This is a genomic window from Rhizobium sp. CF142 (assembly GCF_000281145.1).
In the GTDB taxonomy this organism is placed as follows: domain Bacteria; phylum Pseudomonadota; class Alphaproteobacteria; order Rhizobiales; family Rhizobiaceae; genus Rhizobium.
Genome location: NZ_AJWE01000132.1, coordinates 1 through 13,322, shown reverse-complemented (window position 1 = coordinate 13,322; position 13,322 = coordinate 1). Strand labels below are relative to the sequence as shown.

The window sequence follows — 13,322 nt, the reverse complement described above, 5'->3', positions numbered from 1 at the left end:
TAGCTTTTTGTGATGTCGAACACGGACCCCTTCGCTGCGATTGCCGATCCGAACCGGCGGTTCTTGCTGGAGGAATTGCGGCGCTCGCCGAAGACGGTCAATGAGCTTGCCGAGGGCCTGCCGATCAGTCGTCCTGCCGTGTCGCAACACCTGAAAGCGCTGCTCGAAAGCAACCTCGTTTCCGTGACCTCGGAAGGAACGAAGCGCATTTACACGGTCAATAACCGTGGCTTCGACAAGCTCAATCTCTGGCTGGATCAGTTCTGGGCCTAAGGCGCCCCTCATCGTAAAAACGCCAGCCCGATGCCGCATGCAAGGGACTGGCGCTTGATTTCGGTTATTCACCGGGTCTTGCTTGATAGTCTAGAAAATTGGGGAATTTACCTTTTCTTTCACAAGACAGATGTCCGGCGATAGCCTGGAAAGATCAATGGACGGATGACTTGAGACGCTCGATCTCGTCCTTGATGCGCAACTTACGGCGCTTGCATTCGGCAAGTTCAGTATCGGAAATAGAGGGAGATGTTCTCAGGGCATGCAACTCCTCCTCGAGAGCGACATGCTTTTTCTGGAGCGATTCAAGATGAGCTTGAACAGTCATTTGACCCTTCCTTCCTCTTACCCTTCCCCAGCCATCCATTGCTGGAGATCCAAGGTGTCAACCAGCGGACTGTGACACATTTTTAAAGGCTTGTCGAAGGCCAAAAGATGGAGACTAAGCGGCAAATTCATGATCAACACTAACTTCCCGTTACCTCTATTTGGTGATAGGAGCTTGCGGAATTTATCGGCAGACCGGACAAGGTCCGAAGACGATTATGGGGAATGCAAATGGCCGATCAAGAACAGGCGGAAATCAGGCTCATGGTGGCGCGTCTGCGCCAGGAGCACGAGGATTACGACGCCGCGATCAACGCCATGATTGAGACGGGCTGCGATGCCCTGCGCATCCAGCGCATGAAGAAGAAGAAGCTGGTCATCAAGGACAAGCTCTCCAAACTGGAAGACCAGATCATCCCTGATATCATCGCCTGAAGGAACGATTGTGACGATGACAGACAGACCACCAGTCGCCATTATCATGGGCAGCCAGTCCGACTGGGAAACCATGAAGAATGCTGCCGATACGCTGGAGGCGCTGGAAATCGAGTATGATGCGCGCATTATCTCGGCTCATCGCACACCCGACCGGCTCGTAACCTTCGCCAAGGGCGCACGCGCCGAAGGCTTCAAGGTCATCATCGCAGGCGCAGGCGGCGCGGCGCACCTTCCGGGCATGACGGCGGCCATGACGCCTCTGCCGGTCTTCGGCGTGCCGGTGCAGTCAAAGACAATGTCCGGCCAGGACAGCCTGCTGTCCATCGTCCAGATGCCGGGCGGCATCCCCGTCGGCACGCTTGCCATCGGCAAGGCCGGCGCGATCAATGCGGCACTTCTTGCTGCTGCGGTCCTTGCCCTCTCGGACGAGGAGATCGCAGAGCGCCTCGACGAATGGCGCGAGCGCCAGAGCGCCTCCGTCGCCGAATATCCGATGGACGATCTCTGATGGTCAGGACAATAGGCATCATCGGCGGCGGCCAGCTCGGCCGCATGCTTGCCATGGCCGCAGCCCGGCTGAACTTCCGCACAATCATATTGGAGCCGCAGGCCGACAGCCCTGCCGCTCAGCTCGCCAACCAGCAGATCGTTGCCGCCTATGATGACCCTTCAGCGCTCGCCGAACTGGCTGGGCTCTGCGATGTCGTAACCTACGAATTCGAGAATGTGCCTGTCGCAGCTGCCGAAATGCTGGCAAGGAGCGTGCCCGTCTATCCGCCGCCGAGGGCATTGGAAGCAGCGCAGGACCGACTGGTCGAAAAGCGCTTCATCAATGGTTGCGGCATCCCGACGGCTCGTTTCCATGCCATCGACAGTCAGGCCGATCTCGATTCGGCGCTGACGGATTTCGGCAGCCAGGGCGTGCTCAAGACCCGCCGCCTCGGCTATGACGGCAAGGGCCAGAAGGTCTTCCGGTCAGCAGCCGACAGTGCTGAGGGCGCCTATGCGGAACTTGGCTCGGTGCCGCTCATCCTCGAAAGCTTCGTCGCCTTCGAACGGGAGGTCTCGATCATCGCCGCCCGCGCCACCGACGGCACTGTGCTCTGTTTCGACCCGGCCGAAAACGTGCACCGCAACGGCATCCTGCATACGTCGACAATTCCGGCGACAATCTCCGCCGCCACCGCCGATGCGGCGCGCAAGGCTGCCGAACAGATTCTCACCGCCCTCGATTATGTCGGCGTCATCGGCATCGAGTTCTTCGTGCTGGCCGATGGCAGCCTGATCGCCAACGAGATGGCGCCGCGCGTACACAATTCCGGCCACTGGACGGAAGCCGCCTGCGTCGTCTCGCAATTCGAGCAACATATCCGCGCCGTCGCCGGCCTGCCGCTCGGCAATCCGCACCGCCATTCCGATTGCGTGATGCAGAACCTGATCGGCGACGATATCCTTGCCGTTCCGAACTGGCTGAAGCGTGACAACACGCTGGTGCATCTCTACGGCAAGACCGAGGCGCGTGTCGGCCGGAAGATGGGCCACGTGACAACGCTGACGGGCAAAGCCTGCTGAGCCGTTTGCCCGGCCAGCGCCTGAAACCCACGGAAAAAAGCCTTCACGTGGTTGACACAAGGCGGAGGTCGGGTTATCTGCTCCCCCACCTAAAGAGCGCGCCCAGCCGGCGCGCTTTTGATTGTTAAAAGACACGGGCGAATGTGAATTCCCCCAGAAACATCGCGGATCAGAAAAATGAAGATCAAGAATTCGCTCAAGTCGCTCAAGGCGCGTCATCGTGACAACCGTCTCGTTCGCCGTAAGGGCCGCATCTACATCATCAACAAGCAGAACCCGCGCTACAAGGCTCGTCAGGGCTGATTGCGCGTATCCGGTTTGCCTGCCCTCAGGCGGGCATATCGGTTGGTCGCTTCGGTGATCACGCCAAATTTGTTTGATCTTCAGCGATGGCGGGCTAATATGTCCGCCATGCGCTTTTTTGCCTTGACCTCAGCGGCCCTGCCGCTTGCCCTCATCCTGTTCGCTCCTGCTCTCCCCGCTATGGCTCAGCAGAAGGACGTTATCGTCGAACAGCCGGCCGATTCCGATTCGTCTCCAAAGCAACGTCTCGACCAGCTCTATGGGCAGCTGAAGCGTGAGCGCGACCCCGACAAGGCAAGCAGCATCGCCAATCAGATCCGCATGGAATGGAACGATTCCAACAGCGCGACGATCAATCTCCTGATGCAATGGGCCGACAAGGCGATCGAGGAAAAGCGCAATCCGGCAGCGCTCGATTTTCTCGATGAAGCCATCGCCCTGAAACCCACCTATGCCGAAAGCTGGAACCGTCGTGCAACGCTGAATTTCGTGCTCGGCAACTATCGCAAGTCGATGGCCGATATCGAACAGGTGCTGAAGCTCGAGCCCCGCCATTTCGGCGCGCTGTCAGGCATGGCGGCTATCCTCGCCACCACGGGCAATGACCAGATCACTCTCAAGGCCTGGGAGCGCGTTCTGGATGTCTACCCCGCCGATCGCACTGCGCAGGAGCAGGTCAGCACGCTCTCGGAAAAGCTTGCCGGCAGCCGCACCTGACAGATCCGGCGCGCACTTGACGGCGTAGGAAGGCGCACAATCTTAGCCCAATGATATCGTCACTGTGCGGTTAGTGCCATGCTTGCCGAAATCTCTGCCCTCCTCGCCCCCATCGCCGCCGCCATCGGCTATTCCTCCTACAAGGCCCGCCAGTTCGAACACGCCTATCCCAATATCGGCGAACTGACCGATATCGGCGGCTTTCGCATGAATGCCGTGCATGTTCCGCGCCCCGGCACCGCCGATCTTCCGCCCCTGGTCTTCATTCATGGAGCCAGCGGCAATTTGCTCGACCAGACCGGCGCCTTTCGTGAACCACTGGAGGGCCGCGCCGAGATGCTCTTCGTCGATCGACCCGGTCACGGCTACTCGGAACGTGGCGGGCCGGAAAACGCGCTGCCGTCAGGCCAGGCCGACGCCATTGCCAAACTGATGGAAAAGCGCGGCATCGAAAAGGCTGTCATCATCGGCCATTCTTTCGGCGGCGCAATCGCCGCGGCCTTCGGTGTCCGCCATCCCGACAAGACAGCCGGCCTGCTATTCCTCGCGCCGGCCTCCCATCCATGGCCAGGCGGCATCGATTGGTATTATCATGTCGCGACGACACCGCTTGTCGGCTGGCTCTTCAATCATGCGGTCGTCGTGCCCCTTGGCCTGCGGCGGCTGGAACGCGGCACGCTGAACGTCTTCCATCCCAATCCCCGGCCTCTCGATTACGTCGCCAAGACTGGTCCGTCGCTGGTGCTGCGGCCGCGCGCCTTTTACAACAACGCCACCGACTTCAAACGGCTCCATGAATATCTGACGGCCAACGCGCCACACTATTCCGAAATATCAGCGCCAACCGTCATCATCACTGGTGACAAGGACGAGATCGTCTGGGAGCATCTGCATTCGCGTGGATTGGCGCGGGATATCAGGGGCTCGGAACTTATCATGGTCAGGGGCGTCGGCCACAAGCCTGACTATCTTGCGACCGACGTCGCCATTGCCGCCATGGAGAAGATTGCCGGCAAGCCGCGTGACCTTGCAGCGATTGCCCGCAAGGCGGAAGAGCGGCTTGCCGGCCCTTCTCTCAATCAGACGGTCGGAACGGTACCGCCGTCGATCGTATATTCCGCGCCGTGAATGGAGGCGGCGCGGGGCGAGGCCAGGAAGGCCACGAGCTCCGCCACCTCTTCCGGCCGGCCCGGCCGGCCGATCGGTATGCCGCCCAGCGAATCCATCAGCAGCCTGCGGCCACCATCTTCATCGGTGCCGGCCTCATCAGCGATGCGCCGGATCAGGGCGGTGGCAGCCGTGGTCTCGATGAAACCCGGCGCGATGGCATTCACCCGAACGCCCTTCGGCCCGACCTCTTTCGACAATCCCTTGCTGTAATTCGACAATCCTGCCTTGGCCGCCGCATAGGCGAGTGTGGCTTCATAGAGTGGCAGCCGCCTCTGGATCGAGGAAATATGGATGATGACGCCGTGGCCGCGCTCGATCATGCCGGGCAGGAATGCCCTGTCGAGCCGCACCGGCGCGAGCAGATTGGCATTGATATCCGCCTGCCAATGCGCATCCGTCAGCGCCGCAAAACCGCCGCTTGGTGCCGATGAACCGCCGACATTGTTGACGAGAATATCGAGACCGCCGAAGACCTCCAGCACCCTCGAGGAGACGCTATTCACGCCTTCCGCCGTGCTGATATCCGCCTGAACAAAGAGCGCGGAAGTCTCCCCCTCGGGCAGCGGCGAACGTGCGTTCGTCGCGACGCGTGCGCCGGCTGCGGAAAGTCGCCGCACGATCGCTTCGCCCATGCCCTTCGTGCCGCCTGTGACAAGAACACGCTTGCCGGTGAACTCATTCGGGTCGAACGAAAATGCCGATACGACAGTCATGCATTGATCTCCAGATGCGTGATTGCGCCGCCGGCAAGCGTGAAGTGATAATATAGTGTGACAGGGCTGCCCGGAAAATTCCCGGAGACCAGCGCAGTCACAATCGGCTTGTCGGCGTCGCCGGAAATCTCCCTGGCATTGACCGCCACACCATATTTGCGCGTCGTCTCCTCCATCCATTCGCGGATGTCGACATGACCGCGCCTGTCCTCGCCCTCATCGTGCACGCTGGCATCTGCCGCAAAGCAGGCGAGCATGCCGTCGACATCCCTCTGATTCTTGGCGGCGTAATAGGCGGCCAGCGGTTTCGGAAGCTCGATACTCATTCGGAAACTCCTCTTCGGTTGCTTGCCGAAAAGAATGGGCATAGGCTTACCAGATGACAAGAACCTACAAAAAAGTCAGGTACTTACCTGAAAGTAAGGTACTGCGATGACACCCTATTCCGCAGCGACCGGCGTCGAAAACGTGCTGAAGATTCTGGAAGGGCGCTGGAAGCTCATCATTCTTTTCCACCTCTTCGGCGGCAAGGTGCTGCGTTTTTCCGATCTCGAACGCGCCATTCCCGCCATCTCGCAAAAGATGCTGATCCAGCAGCTCCGCCAGATGGAGAATGATGGCATCGTGCTGCGCATCGTCCATCATCAGGTGCCGCCCAAGGTGGAATATCGCCTGACGGATTGGGGTCAGGCCCTTTGCCCCGCCTTGGACGCCCTGCTGAAATGGGCCGCCCTAAGGGACAAGGACCTGACCGGGATGGTTTTCGCACCCGAGGAAGCCGCCGACGGGACTGTATGAGCGTTCAAGCCGCGAGGTGAATGCCGCCATCACAGGTCAGGACGTGACCGCTCATGAAGCCGTTCGAGACCAGGAAAGCGACGGCCTTGGCGACATCATCCGGCCGGCCGATGCGACCAACCGGCGTGCGCCCGGCAAAATCCTGGAACACAGCCTGACGCTGTTCGGCGGGCAGGAAATCCCACCACGGCGTATCGATCACTCCAGGCGAAACGCCATTCACGCGCAGTGGCTTCAACTCGGCAGCAAGCACCCGCACCATCGCCTCAATCCCCGCATTGACGGCGGCAAGGCCTGCGGTCCCCGGCATCGCGGCCTGCGCACTAACGGCGGACACGAAAGTAATGCTACCGTCTGGCCGCAGGAACGGCAGAGCCGCTTGCGCCGTCGCAGCATGCGGGATGAGCTTCGTCTGGAAGCCAGAAAGGAGGTCGGCCATGTCAAGCGTCGCGAAGGGACCGGCGCCATGACCGCTGCCCAGCGCCAGCACGAGATGATCGAAGGATCCAAGACTTTCGAAGGCCTGCTTCACGGTGGCGGGATCTCGGGCATCGACGGCAATCAATCCGATCTCGCCGGAAAGATAATCAGCCGATGCCTTGAGCTTCGCCTCGTCCCGTGCAGCGATGGTGACCCGAAATCCTTGTTCCAGAAGCAGTCTCGCCGAGGCAAGGCCGATACCCGAAGAGCCGCCGATAACAACTGCGTGCTGCAATGACATGAGAATACTCCTTTGGATGATCGAACTTCCGGCTTTCGTTGCCGGGTGCGCTCTCATCTTGCGGAGTCCCAAAATCGCAAACAGGCCTGATTTTATCCTGGTATCGATACTGATATGATCGTCGCCATGGATCAGAAGCTGGACACGTTTGAAGCCCGCCGTCGCGAGTTCGCGGCCTTCCTGCGCTCGCGCCGTGAGCGCCTGCGCCCGGCCGATGTCGGCCTGCCGGATGGCTTTCGCCGCCGCACGCCGGGGCTCAGGCGCGAGGAGCTCGCCATGATCGCCGGTGTCGGCACCACCTGGTACACCTGGCTGGAACAGGGGCGCGACATCCGCCCTTCCCCGCAGGTGCTGAATGCGCTCTCGGATGCGCTTCGTCTTGATGAGGCCGAGCGCCAGCATCTCTTCACCCTGAACAGCCGCCAGCCGCCGCAGCCGCTTTCGTCCGCGCCGGAAGTGGTCGACGAGCCGCTGCGCCGAATGCTGGATAATCTGACCCATCAGCCGGCCTATGTACTTGGTCGCCGCTGGGACGTGCTGGCCTGGAACCGTGCCGCCGACCTGCTCTTCGGTGGTTATGACCGGCTGGGGCCGGACGAGCGCAACACCATGCACCGGCTGTTTGCCGATGATTTCCATCGCAGCCTGCTGGTCGACTGGGAAGCCGTCGCCCGCGTCTCGCTCGCCATGTTCCGCGCCGACAGCGCCCGTTATGCCGGCGACCCGGATTTCGAGCGGCTCATCACCCTGCTCCAGCAGGCAAGTCCGGAATTCCGTACCTGGTGGCCACGCCATGAGGTCGTGGCTCCGCTCACCGGCATGAAGCGCCTGAACCATCCGGTCAAGGGCCTGATGTCCTTCGAACATACCGGCCTTGCGCTGATGAGCCAGCCGGACATGAAGCTGATCGTCTATACGCCTCTCGACGAGCACGACACGAACAGGAAACTCGCCGAGCTTCTTGCCTGATCATTGCCTGCCGCAGAAGTGACGCCATATCTTTCCCATCGCCGTCCTTTGAGGGGAAATTCATGGACCGCCTTCCCAGACAATCCGTCGCCATTCTCGCCGCCATTTCACTTTGTCTCGCGCCATTGCCCGTTTTTGCCGCTTCACCGGCACCTGTCGAAGCCGAACACGGCATGGTCGTCACCGCCCAGCATCTGGCAACCGATGTCGGCGTCGACGTGCTGAAGAGTGGCGGCAATGCCGTCGATGCCGCGGTCGCGGTGGGCTACGCGCTGGCCGTCGTCTATCCGACGGCCGGTAATCTTGGCGGCGGTGGTTTCATGACGATCCGGATGAAGGATGGAAAAACGACCTTCCTTGATTTCCGCGAACGCGCGCCGCTTGCCGCAACCAAGACCATGTATCTCGATGCCAAAGGCGACATCGTCCCACGTGCCAGCCTCGACGGCTATCTCGCCGTCGGCACACCGGGTTCGGTCATGGGCTTCGAGACAGCCCGCGAGAAATACGGTACCAGGAAGCGTGAAGAACTGATCGCCCCGGCTTTAAAATATGCGAAGGAAGGCTTTACGCTGGAGCAGGGCGATGCAGCCGCTTTCGCGAGCAGCGCCAAACGGCTCGCCAAGGATGAAGAGGCCGCCAAAATCTTCCTGAAAGCCGGTGGCAGCCCCTATGCGTCGGGCGAAAAGCTGGTGCAGCCGGATCTTGCGGCTGTCCTGCAATCGATCTCCGAAAAAGGCCCCGATGCCTTCTACAAAGGTGCGCCTGCCGAGGCGATCGTCAGTGCCAGCCAGGCCAAGGGCGGCATTCTCGCCAAGGAGGATTTCGAGCAGTACAAGGTGCGGGAACTGAAGCCGATCGAGTGCAATTACCGCGGCTATGACATCATTTCCTCGCCGCCACCCTCCTCCGGCGGCGTCATCATATGCGAGATCTTGAACGTCCTCGAAGGCTATCCGCTCTCTTATCTTGGCTACGGATCGGCAGAAACCGTCCACATCATGGTCGAGGCCATGCGTTATGCCTATGTGGACCGCAACGCCGCACTCGGCGACCCTGACTTCATCGACAATCCCGTCTCCAAACTGCTGGACAGAAGTTATGCGGCGTCAATTCGTGCCAAGATCGATCCGTATCGGGCCGGCACCTCGGCCAATCTGAAGCCGCTCGGCGGCAAGGAAAGCACCGAGACGACGCATTATTCTATTATCGATGACGAGGGCAATGCAGTCGCCGTGACCTATACGCTGAACGGCTCCTTCGGCGCTGGCGTCGTCGCACCCGGCACCGGCGTGCTGCTCAACAACGAAATGGACGACTTCACCTCCAAGCCCGGCGTGCCGAACCTCTATGGCCTCGTGCAGGGCGAAGCCAATGCCATCGCGCCGAAGAAGACGCCACTTTCTTCCATGAGCCCGACGATCGTCACCAAGGATGGCAAACCCTTCATGGTAATCGGCAGCCCCGGCGGTTCGCGCATCATTACCATCACCCTGGAAGCCATCCTCAACGTCGTCGATTTCGGCATGAACATCAGCCAGGCGGTCAACGCCCCGCGCATCCATCATCAATGGCAGCCGGACACCGTCTACCTGGAGCCTTTTGCGCTCTCGCCGGATACCGAAAAGGCGCTCGCCGCCATGGGCTACAAACTCGATGGCGGCGTTGATGCTCCGGTCTGGGGACAGGCCGCCGGTATTCTCGTCGGCGGCAAGAGCCTTGCAGCCATCCAGAAGGGCGGCGGCGCCCGCTACAATGGCGCAATGGACGACCGCGCGACTGAAGGCTCAGCCAGCGGCTATTGAACAGCCGCTTAGCGGATCCTGACCCGAACGAAATCGCCATCGATCTCGACACGTGGCATAGCGCCCGGCACGCTTGGCTGCAGGGCATCGACCCAGGAAGCCTTTGCCGTCACCTTGTAATCGATTGGCGCGCTGTCTCCGAAACCGAGATAGGCATCGAGAGCACGAGCGCGGATCGATACTCTCTCGTCCGCTTCGACCCTGTCGAAATCGAGGGAAGCCCGCACGGCGTCTGCGCGAATATCGATGCCCCCGGCATGGCCGTCCAAGGTGATGTCGGCCGCTTTTCCGGCAATCGCAAGCTCGGAAAAATGCCCTGTGAGCCTTGCCGTAAAAGCGCTCTGATCGATCCGGAGGGCCGCACCAGCAGGCACATTGGCGTTGACCTCGATCACACAGTCGGACGGGTCCAGCCACGACGATGCGGCGATATCGATATGCAAGACCGTGTTTTCGACCCGCATGTTGCTGTTGTCGCGGCAATCGGCAAAGTACCAGCTCGAATACCAGGACGAGAACCAGCCCTTCCGTCGCCCGCTGAGCGATGCGCCATAGGGCTGGTCGCTTCGCGTGGTGATGTTGATCGAGCTTGCGTCACCGCTGATGGCAATCGCACGCACGCCGGAAAGATCGGGAATTGCAGTTGTCGATACCTTGTCCGGCAGAGCGGCTGCAGAAGCTACCAGAAGCACCGGCATCACAAGAAGAATGATCATCGAAATCCGTCCATGAATGAGGCCCTCCCGTCGAGGACACTTTCAGGATGGATTTTCAGCCCCTATTTCGAGACCTCGATCACGATCCGGGTCGACCGCGAACGCAATCGGGTTCATTCTGAGGGTCATTATCGCTGTCCGGGTATTCGCCGATGATTTTCGTTCCCCTGCCCTTTGTCGTGGCTCTGCTGCTTGCCATCCTGCTGATCCGCATGCTGCGTCAGGGTGATGGGGCGCTTGCCGAAAAGCGGCCTTTCCTGCTGCTGATCGGGTTCTACATCCTCCAATCCGTCGTGATCGGCATCCGCTGGGGTTACGACGTCATCGCGATCATGCCGATTCAATCGTTGATCGCGACAACAATCGCGGCCCTCGCCTGGGTTTGCTTCAAGGGGCTTGCTATGGAAGAGCAACCCACCCTTTCCCGTTTCTGGCCACACCTTTTGCCGACGGCCTCAATCGTCGTCTTGATCGCGCTCTATCCAGAGCCGATCAGTCTCGCCATCATTCTGATCTTCCTTGGCTACGGCGCGGCCCTGCTCTGGCTTGCCCGGCATGGTCCAGATGCGCTCGTCGCCTCCCGCCTTGACGGTGCGGTGCTTTCCTATCGTTCGCTGCAGATCACCGGCTTTGCCCTCATCGCCTCCGCCGTCACCGACGTCATCATCAGCTTCGATTTCACCAAGACCGGCGGCATTCATGCAGGTGCCATCGTCGCACTCGGCAACGTCATCGCGCTGCTGATCCTTGGCACCGCCGCTTCGGTGGCGAGTAGTGGGAGCAGCAAGGAGGTGATATCGGAGGAGCCACCGCCGCCGCCGGCAACGGAAGAAGACGAGGCCGTCGCCGCGGCCCTCGATACGCTGATGCGTGCCCGTCAGCTCTATCGCGATCCCGATCTCAATCTCACCCGCATTGCCCGCAAGATGAATCTCCCGGCCCGGCGCGTCTCCACGGCCGTCAACCGCATACACGGCATGAGCGTCTCGCAATATGTGAACGACTTCCGTATCCGCGCCGCATGCGAGCAGCTGGTCGGCACCGATCATCCGATAACACAGGTGATGTTCGACTCCGGCTTCATCAGCAAGTCCAACTTCAATCGCGAATTCGCGCGCATGAATGGCGAAAACCCCACACAGTTCAGAAAGCGGCGCGTCCGGCGGGAATCGGGTGGCGCTGCGTCCAATGTCATATTCATGTCACCGTGACAAAGTCGCCGTTCACAAGCAAAGATGCGCGCTCTATGCATGAGCGGCATTAAAGCAGAAGAGATTCCCATGGCCTCCATTGAAATGATCGTTGCCGCCAGGGCCCGCCTGCGCGGACATGCGCGGCGCACGCCGCTTCTCTCCTCCCCCTTCCTCGATGAAATTGCCGGCCGGCGGCTGTTCGTGAAGGCCGAATGCCTGCAGCATTCCGGCTCCTTCAAGTTCCGCGGCGGCTGGTCTGCCGTCTCGGGCATCGATCCGGAACTGCGCAAGAAGGGCGTCATCGCCTTCTCCTCCGGCAACCATGCCCAGGGTGTAGCACTTGCCGCCCGTTTGCACGGCGTCCCCAGCGTCATCATCATGCCGAGCGACGCACCGAAGCTAAAGATTGCCAATACGCGCGCCTTCGGCGCCGAAGTGGTGCTCTATGACCGCGCCAACGAAGACCGCGACGAGATCGGCGCGAGACTTTCGGCCGAACGCGGACTGACACTCATCAAGCCTTTCGACGAACCACTGGTCATTGCCGGCCAGGGCACGACCGGGCTGGAAATCGCCGAACAGGCGGAAGAAGAAGGCGTCAGGAATGCCGAAGTCCTCGTTCCCTGCGGCGGCGGCGGCCTGAGCTCGGGCATCGCCCTGGCATTGGAAGCGAGTGCGCCGGGCTTCCGTGTCCGTCCCTGCGAACCGGAAAATTTCGACGACACCACGCGATCGCTTGCGTCAGGCAAGATCGAGCGCAATGCCACCATGAGCGGGTCGATCTGCGATGCGATCGTCACGCCGCAGCCGGGCAACATTACCTTCCCGATCCTCAAGCGTCTGGCCGGACAGGGTATTGTCGTGACGGATGATGAGGCGCTGCGCGCCGTAGCCCTCGCCTTCACCCGCCTCAAGATCGTCGTCGAGCCGGGCGGAGCCGTCGCTCTTGCTGCCGCACTCTTCCACGGCGACCAGCTGGATAGCGACACGGCCGTCGTCGTCACCTCAGGCGGCAATATCGACGCCGACGTGTTCACCACTGCACTGGAACGCTTCGGCTAACGCTCGACAACGCTCTCGAAGACCCTGATCGCGATCGGCGACGACCTCGATCATGATCGGGGTCTCACTCACCTGGGAAACAACGGAAACCTCGCCTTGCCGTCATGTGGCGGTCTTCGTTCCGAGGTTTTCATGAGACATCTTCTCACCCTGCTGCTGTCGGCCTGCCTCCTTGCCACCAACGCCCCGGCACATGCGGCCGACACTATCGGCCTTTCTTTCCTCTCGGTCCCCGTGCCGGAACGCGGCGGCAGCATGGACATCACGCTCTGGTATCCGGCGATGGCAGGCGGAGCGTCTATCCTTATCGGCGACAGTCCGCTTTTCAAAGGCGAGGCCGCGCAACAGGACGCGCCTGCCGCTGCCGGCAGTCACCCCTTGATCCTGCTTTCCCACGGCGGCCTGAAATCCGGCCCGTTCATCGGCGCCTGGATGGCGTCACGCCTCGCATCCAAAGGCTTCGTGGTAGCGATGATGCGCCAGCCAGATCCGCAGACGATGACGAGCGAGGAGAGCCTCCACGAAATATGGCTGGGGCCTGCCGA

17 protein-coding genes and 1 pseudogene are annotated in these 13,322 nt (G+C 60.8%); 13 read left to right on the top strand and 5 right to left on the bottom strand.

Annotated features, from left to right (window positions below; translation table 11 throughout):
* The first annotated feature begins 12 nt into the window (after window positions 1-12).
* The gene (locus PMI11_RS33455) at window positions 13-273 is read left to right on the top strand and encodes an ArsR/SmtB family transcription factor (RefSeq protein WP_007826476.1); all 261 of its coding nucleotides are present in this window, start codon (window positions 13-15) and stop codon (window positions 271-273) included.
* A gap of 154 nt (window positions 274-427) precedes the next feature.
* Here PMI11_RS33455 and PMI11_RS36965 read toward each other — a convergent pair whose 3' ends face one another.
* On the bottom strand, window positions 428-601 hold the full coding sequence (locus PMI11_RS36965) for a YdcH family protein (protein WP_007826474.1): 174 nt from the start codon (window positions 599-601) through the stop codon (window positions 428-430).
* Window positions 602-831: 230 nt separating this feature from the next.
* Here PMI11_RS36965 and PMI11_RS33445 point away from each other — a divergent pair, with 230 nt between their 5' ends.
* From PMI11_RS33445 to PMI11_RS33420, 6 genes are all read left to right on the top strand, one after another.
* A complete protein-coding gene (locus PMI11_RS33445; RefSeq protein ID WP_007826473.1) occupies window positions 832-1,035 on the top strand; it encodes a YdcH family protein in 204 nt (67 codons plus the stop codon).
* Window positions 1,036-1,051: 16 nt separating this feature from the next.
* A complete protein-coding gene (gene purE, locus PMI11_RS33440) occupies window positions 1,052-1,546 on the top strand; it encodes a 5-(carboxyamino)imidazole ribonucleotide mutase (RefSeq protein WP_007826471.1) in 495 nt (164 codons plus the stop codon).
* On the top strand, window positions 1,543-2,610 hold the full coding sequence (locus PMI11_RS33435) for a 5-(carboxyamino)imidazole ribonucleotide synthase (RefSeq protein ID WP_085990580.1): 1,068 nt from the start codon (window positions 1,543-1,545) through the stop codon (window positions 2,608-2,610). The genes purE and PMI11_RS33435 overlap by 4 nt, the downstream gene beginning before the upstream one ends.
* A gap of 177 nt (window positions 2,611-2,787) precedes the next feature.
* Window positions 2,788-2,913 (top strand): type B 50S ribosomal protein L36, encoded by a 126-nt coding sequence (gene ykgO, locus PMI11_RS33430; RefSeq protein ID WP_007826467.1) that lies wholly within the window; start codon window positions 2,788-2,790, stop codon window positions 2,911-2,913.
* 99 nt (window positions 2,914-3,012) lie between these two features.
* On the top strand, window positions 3,013-3,630 hold the full coding sequence (locus tag PMI11_RS33425) for a hypothetical protein (RefSeq protein WP_007826465.1): 618 nt from the start codon (window positions 3,013-3,015) through the stop codon (window positions 3,628-3,630).
* 78 nt (window positions 3,631-3,708) lie between these two features.
* Window positions 3,709-4,758 (top strand): alpha/beta fold hydrolase, encoded by a 1,050-nt coding sequence (locus PMI11_RS33420; RefSeq protein ID WP_007826463.1) that lies wholly within the window; start codon window positions 3,709-3,711, stop codon window positions 4,756-4,758.
* Here the strand turns inward: PMI11_RS33420 and PMI11_RS33415 are convergent.
* On the bottom strand, window positions 4,710-5,513 hold the full coding sequence (locus tag PMI11_RS33415; RefSeq protein ID WP_007826461.1) for an SDR family oxidoreductase: 804 nt from the start codon (window positions 5,511-5,513) through the stop codon (window positions 4,710-4,712). The genes PMI11_RS33420 and PMI11_RS33415 overlap by 49 nt on opposite strands.
* A complete protein-coding gene (locus tag PMI11_RS33410) occupies window positions 5,510-5,839 on the bottom strand; it encodes a nuclear transport factor 2 family protein (RefSeq protein ID WP_007826459.1) in 330 nt (109 codons plus the stop codon). The genes PMI11_RS33415 and PMI11_RS33410 overlap by 4 nt, the downstream gene beginning before the upstream one ends.
* A 106-nt stretch (window positions 5,840-5,945) precedes the next feature.
* On the opposite strand from PMI11_RS33410, the gene PMI11_RS33405 reads away from it, so the two are divergent.
* The gene (locus tag PMI11_RS33405; protein ID WP_007826457.1) at window positions 5,946-6,311 is read left to right on the top strand and encodes a winged helix-turn-helix transcriptional regulator; all 366 of its coding nucleotides are present in this window, start codon (window positions 5,946-5,948) and stop codon (window positions 6,309-6,311) included.
* Window positions 6,312-6,315: 4 nt separating this feature from the next.
* Here the strand turns inward: PMI11_RS33405 and PMI11_RS33400 are convergent, their stop codons facing one another.
* Window positions 6,316-7,032, bottom strand: coding sequence for an SDR family oxidoreductase (locus tag PMI11_RS33400; RefSeq protein ID WP_007826455.1), 717 nt, complete (start codon window positions 7,030-7,032; stop codon window positions 6,316-6,318).
* A gap of 114 nt (window positions 7,033-7,146) precedes the next feature.
* Here PMI11_RS33400 and PMI11_RS33395 point away from each other — a divergent pair, with 114 nt between their 5' ends.
* Window positions 7,147-8,001 (top strand): helix-turn-helix transcriptional regulator, encoded by an 855-nt coding sequence (locus tag PMI11_RS33395; protein ID WP_007826454.1) that lies wholly within the window; start codon window positions 7,147-7,149, stop codon window positions 7,999-8,001.
* Window positions 8,002-8,063: 62 nt separating this feature from the next.
* A complete protein-coding gene (ggt, locus tag PMI11_RS33390) occupies window positions 8,064-9,806 on the top strand; it encodes a gamma-glutamyltransferase (protein WP_007826453.1) in 1,743 nt (580 codons plus the stop codon).
* Window positions 9,807-9,814: 8 nt separating this feature from the next.
* Here ggt and PMI11_RS33385 read toward each other — a convergent pair whose 3' ends face one another.
* Complete coding sequence (locus PMI11_RS33385) at window positions 9,815-10,522, bottom strand: hypothetical protein (protein WP_007826452.1); 708 nt, start codon at window positions 10,520-10,522, stop codon at window positions 9,815-9,817.
* Window positions 10,523-10,674: 152 nt separating this feature from the next.
* On the opposite strand from PMI11_RS33385, the gene PMI11_RS33380 reads away from it, so the two are divergent.
* The 3 genes and pseudogenes from PMI11_RS33380 to PMI11_RS33370 all read left to right on the top strand — a co-directional run.
* Window positions 10,675-11,733 (top strand): AraC family transcriptional regulator, encoded by a 1,059-nt coding sequence (locus PMI11_RS33380; RefSeq protein WP_007826451.1) that lies wholly within the window; start codon window positions 10,675-10,677, stop codon window positions 11,731-11,733.
* Window positions 11,734-11,802: 69 nt separating this feature from the next.
* Window positions 11,803-12,777, top strand: a complete 975-nt coding sequence (locus tag PMI11_RS33375; protein WP_007826450.1) for a threonine ammonia-lyase — start codon at window positions 11,803-11,805, stop codon at window positions 12,775-12,777.
* Window positions 12,778-12,909: 132 nt separating this feature from the next.
* Window positions 12,910-13,322: pseudogene (locus PMI11_RS33370) on the top strand (dienelactone hydrolase); the annotation flags it as partial.

Coding starts and splice junctions, on each gene's coding strand:
- PMI11_RS33455 (WP_007826476.1), top strand. CDS start 13: ATGTCGAACACGGACCCCTTCGCTGCGATTGCCGATCCGAACCGGCGG.
- PMI11_RS36965 (WP_007826474.1), bottom strand. CDS start 601: ATGACTGTTCAAGCTCATCTTGAATCGCTCCAGAAAAAGCATGTCGCT.
- PMI11_RS33445 (WP_007826473.1), top strand. CDS start 832: ATGGCCGATCAAGAACAGGCGGAAATCAGGCTCATGGTGGCGCGTCTG.
- purE (WP_007826471.1), top strand. CDS start 1,052: ATGACAGACAGACCACCAGTCGCCATTATCATGGGCAGCCAGTCCGAC.
- ykgO (WP_007826467.1), top strand. CDS start 2,788: ATGAAGATCAAGAATTCGCTCAAGTCGCTCAAGGCGCGTCATCGTGAC.
- PMI11_RS33425 (WP_007826465.1), top strand. CDS start 3,013: ATGTCCGCCATGCGCTTTTTTGCCTTGACCTCAGCGGCCCTGCCGCTT.
- PMI11_RS33420 (WP_007826463.1), top strand. CDS start 3,709: ATGCTTGCCGAAATCTCTGCCCTCCTCGCCCCCATCGCCGCCGCCATC.
- PMI11_RS33415 (WP_007826461.1), bottom strand. CDS start 5,513: ATGACTGTCGTATCGGCATTTTCGTTCGACCCGAATGAGTTCACCGGC.
- PMI11_RS33410 (WP_007826459.1), bottom strand. CDS start 5,839: ATGAGTATCGAGCTTCCGAAACCGCTGGCCGCCTATTACGCCGCCAAG.
- PMI11_RS33405 (WP_007826457.1), top strand. CDS start 5,946: ATGACACCCTATTCCGCAGCGACCGGCGTCGAAAACGTGCTGAAGATT.
- PMI11_RS33400 (WP_007826455.1), bottom strand. CDS start 7,032: ATGTCATTGCAGCACGCAGTTGTTATCGGCGGCTCTTCGGGTATCGGC.
- PMI11_RS33395 (WP_007826454.1), top strand. CDS start 7,147: ATGATCGTCGCCATGGATCAGAAGCTGGACACGTTTGAAGCCCGCCGT.
- ggt (WP_007826453.1), top strand. CDS start 8,064: ATGGACCGCCTTCCCAGACAATCCGTCGCCATTCTCGCCGCCATTTCA.
- PMI11_RS33385 (WP_007826452.1), bottom strand. CDS start 10,522: ATGATCATTCTTCTTGTGATGCCGGTGCTTCTGGTAGCTTCTGCAGCC.
- PMI11_RS33380 (WP_007826451.1), top strand. CDS start 10,675: ATGATTTTCGTTCCCCTGCCCTTTGTCGTGGCTCTGCTGCTTGCCATC.
- PMI11_RS33375 (WP_007826450.1), top strand. CDS start 11,803: ATGGCCTCCATTGAAATGATCGTTGCCGCCAGGGCCCGCCTGCGCGGA.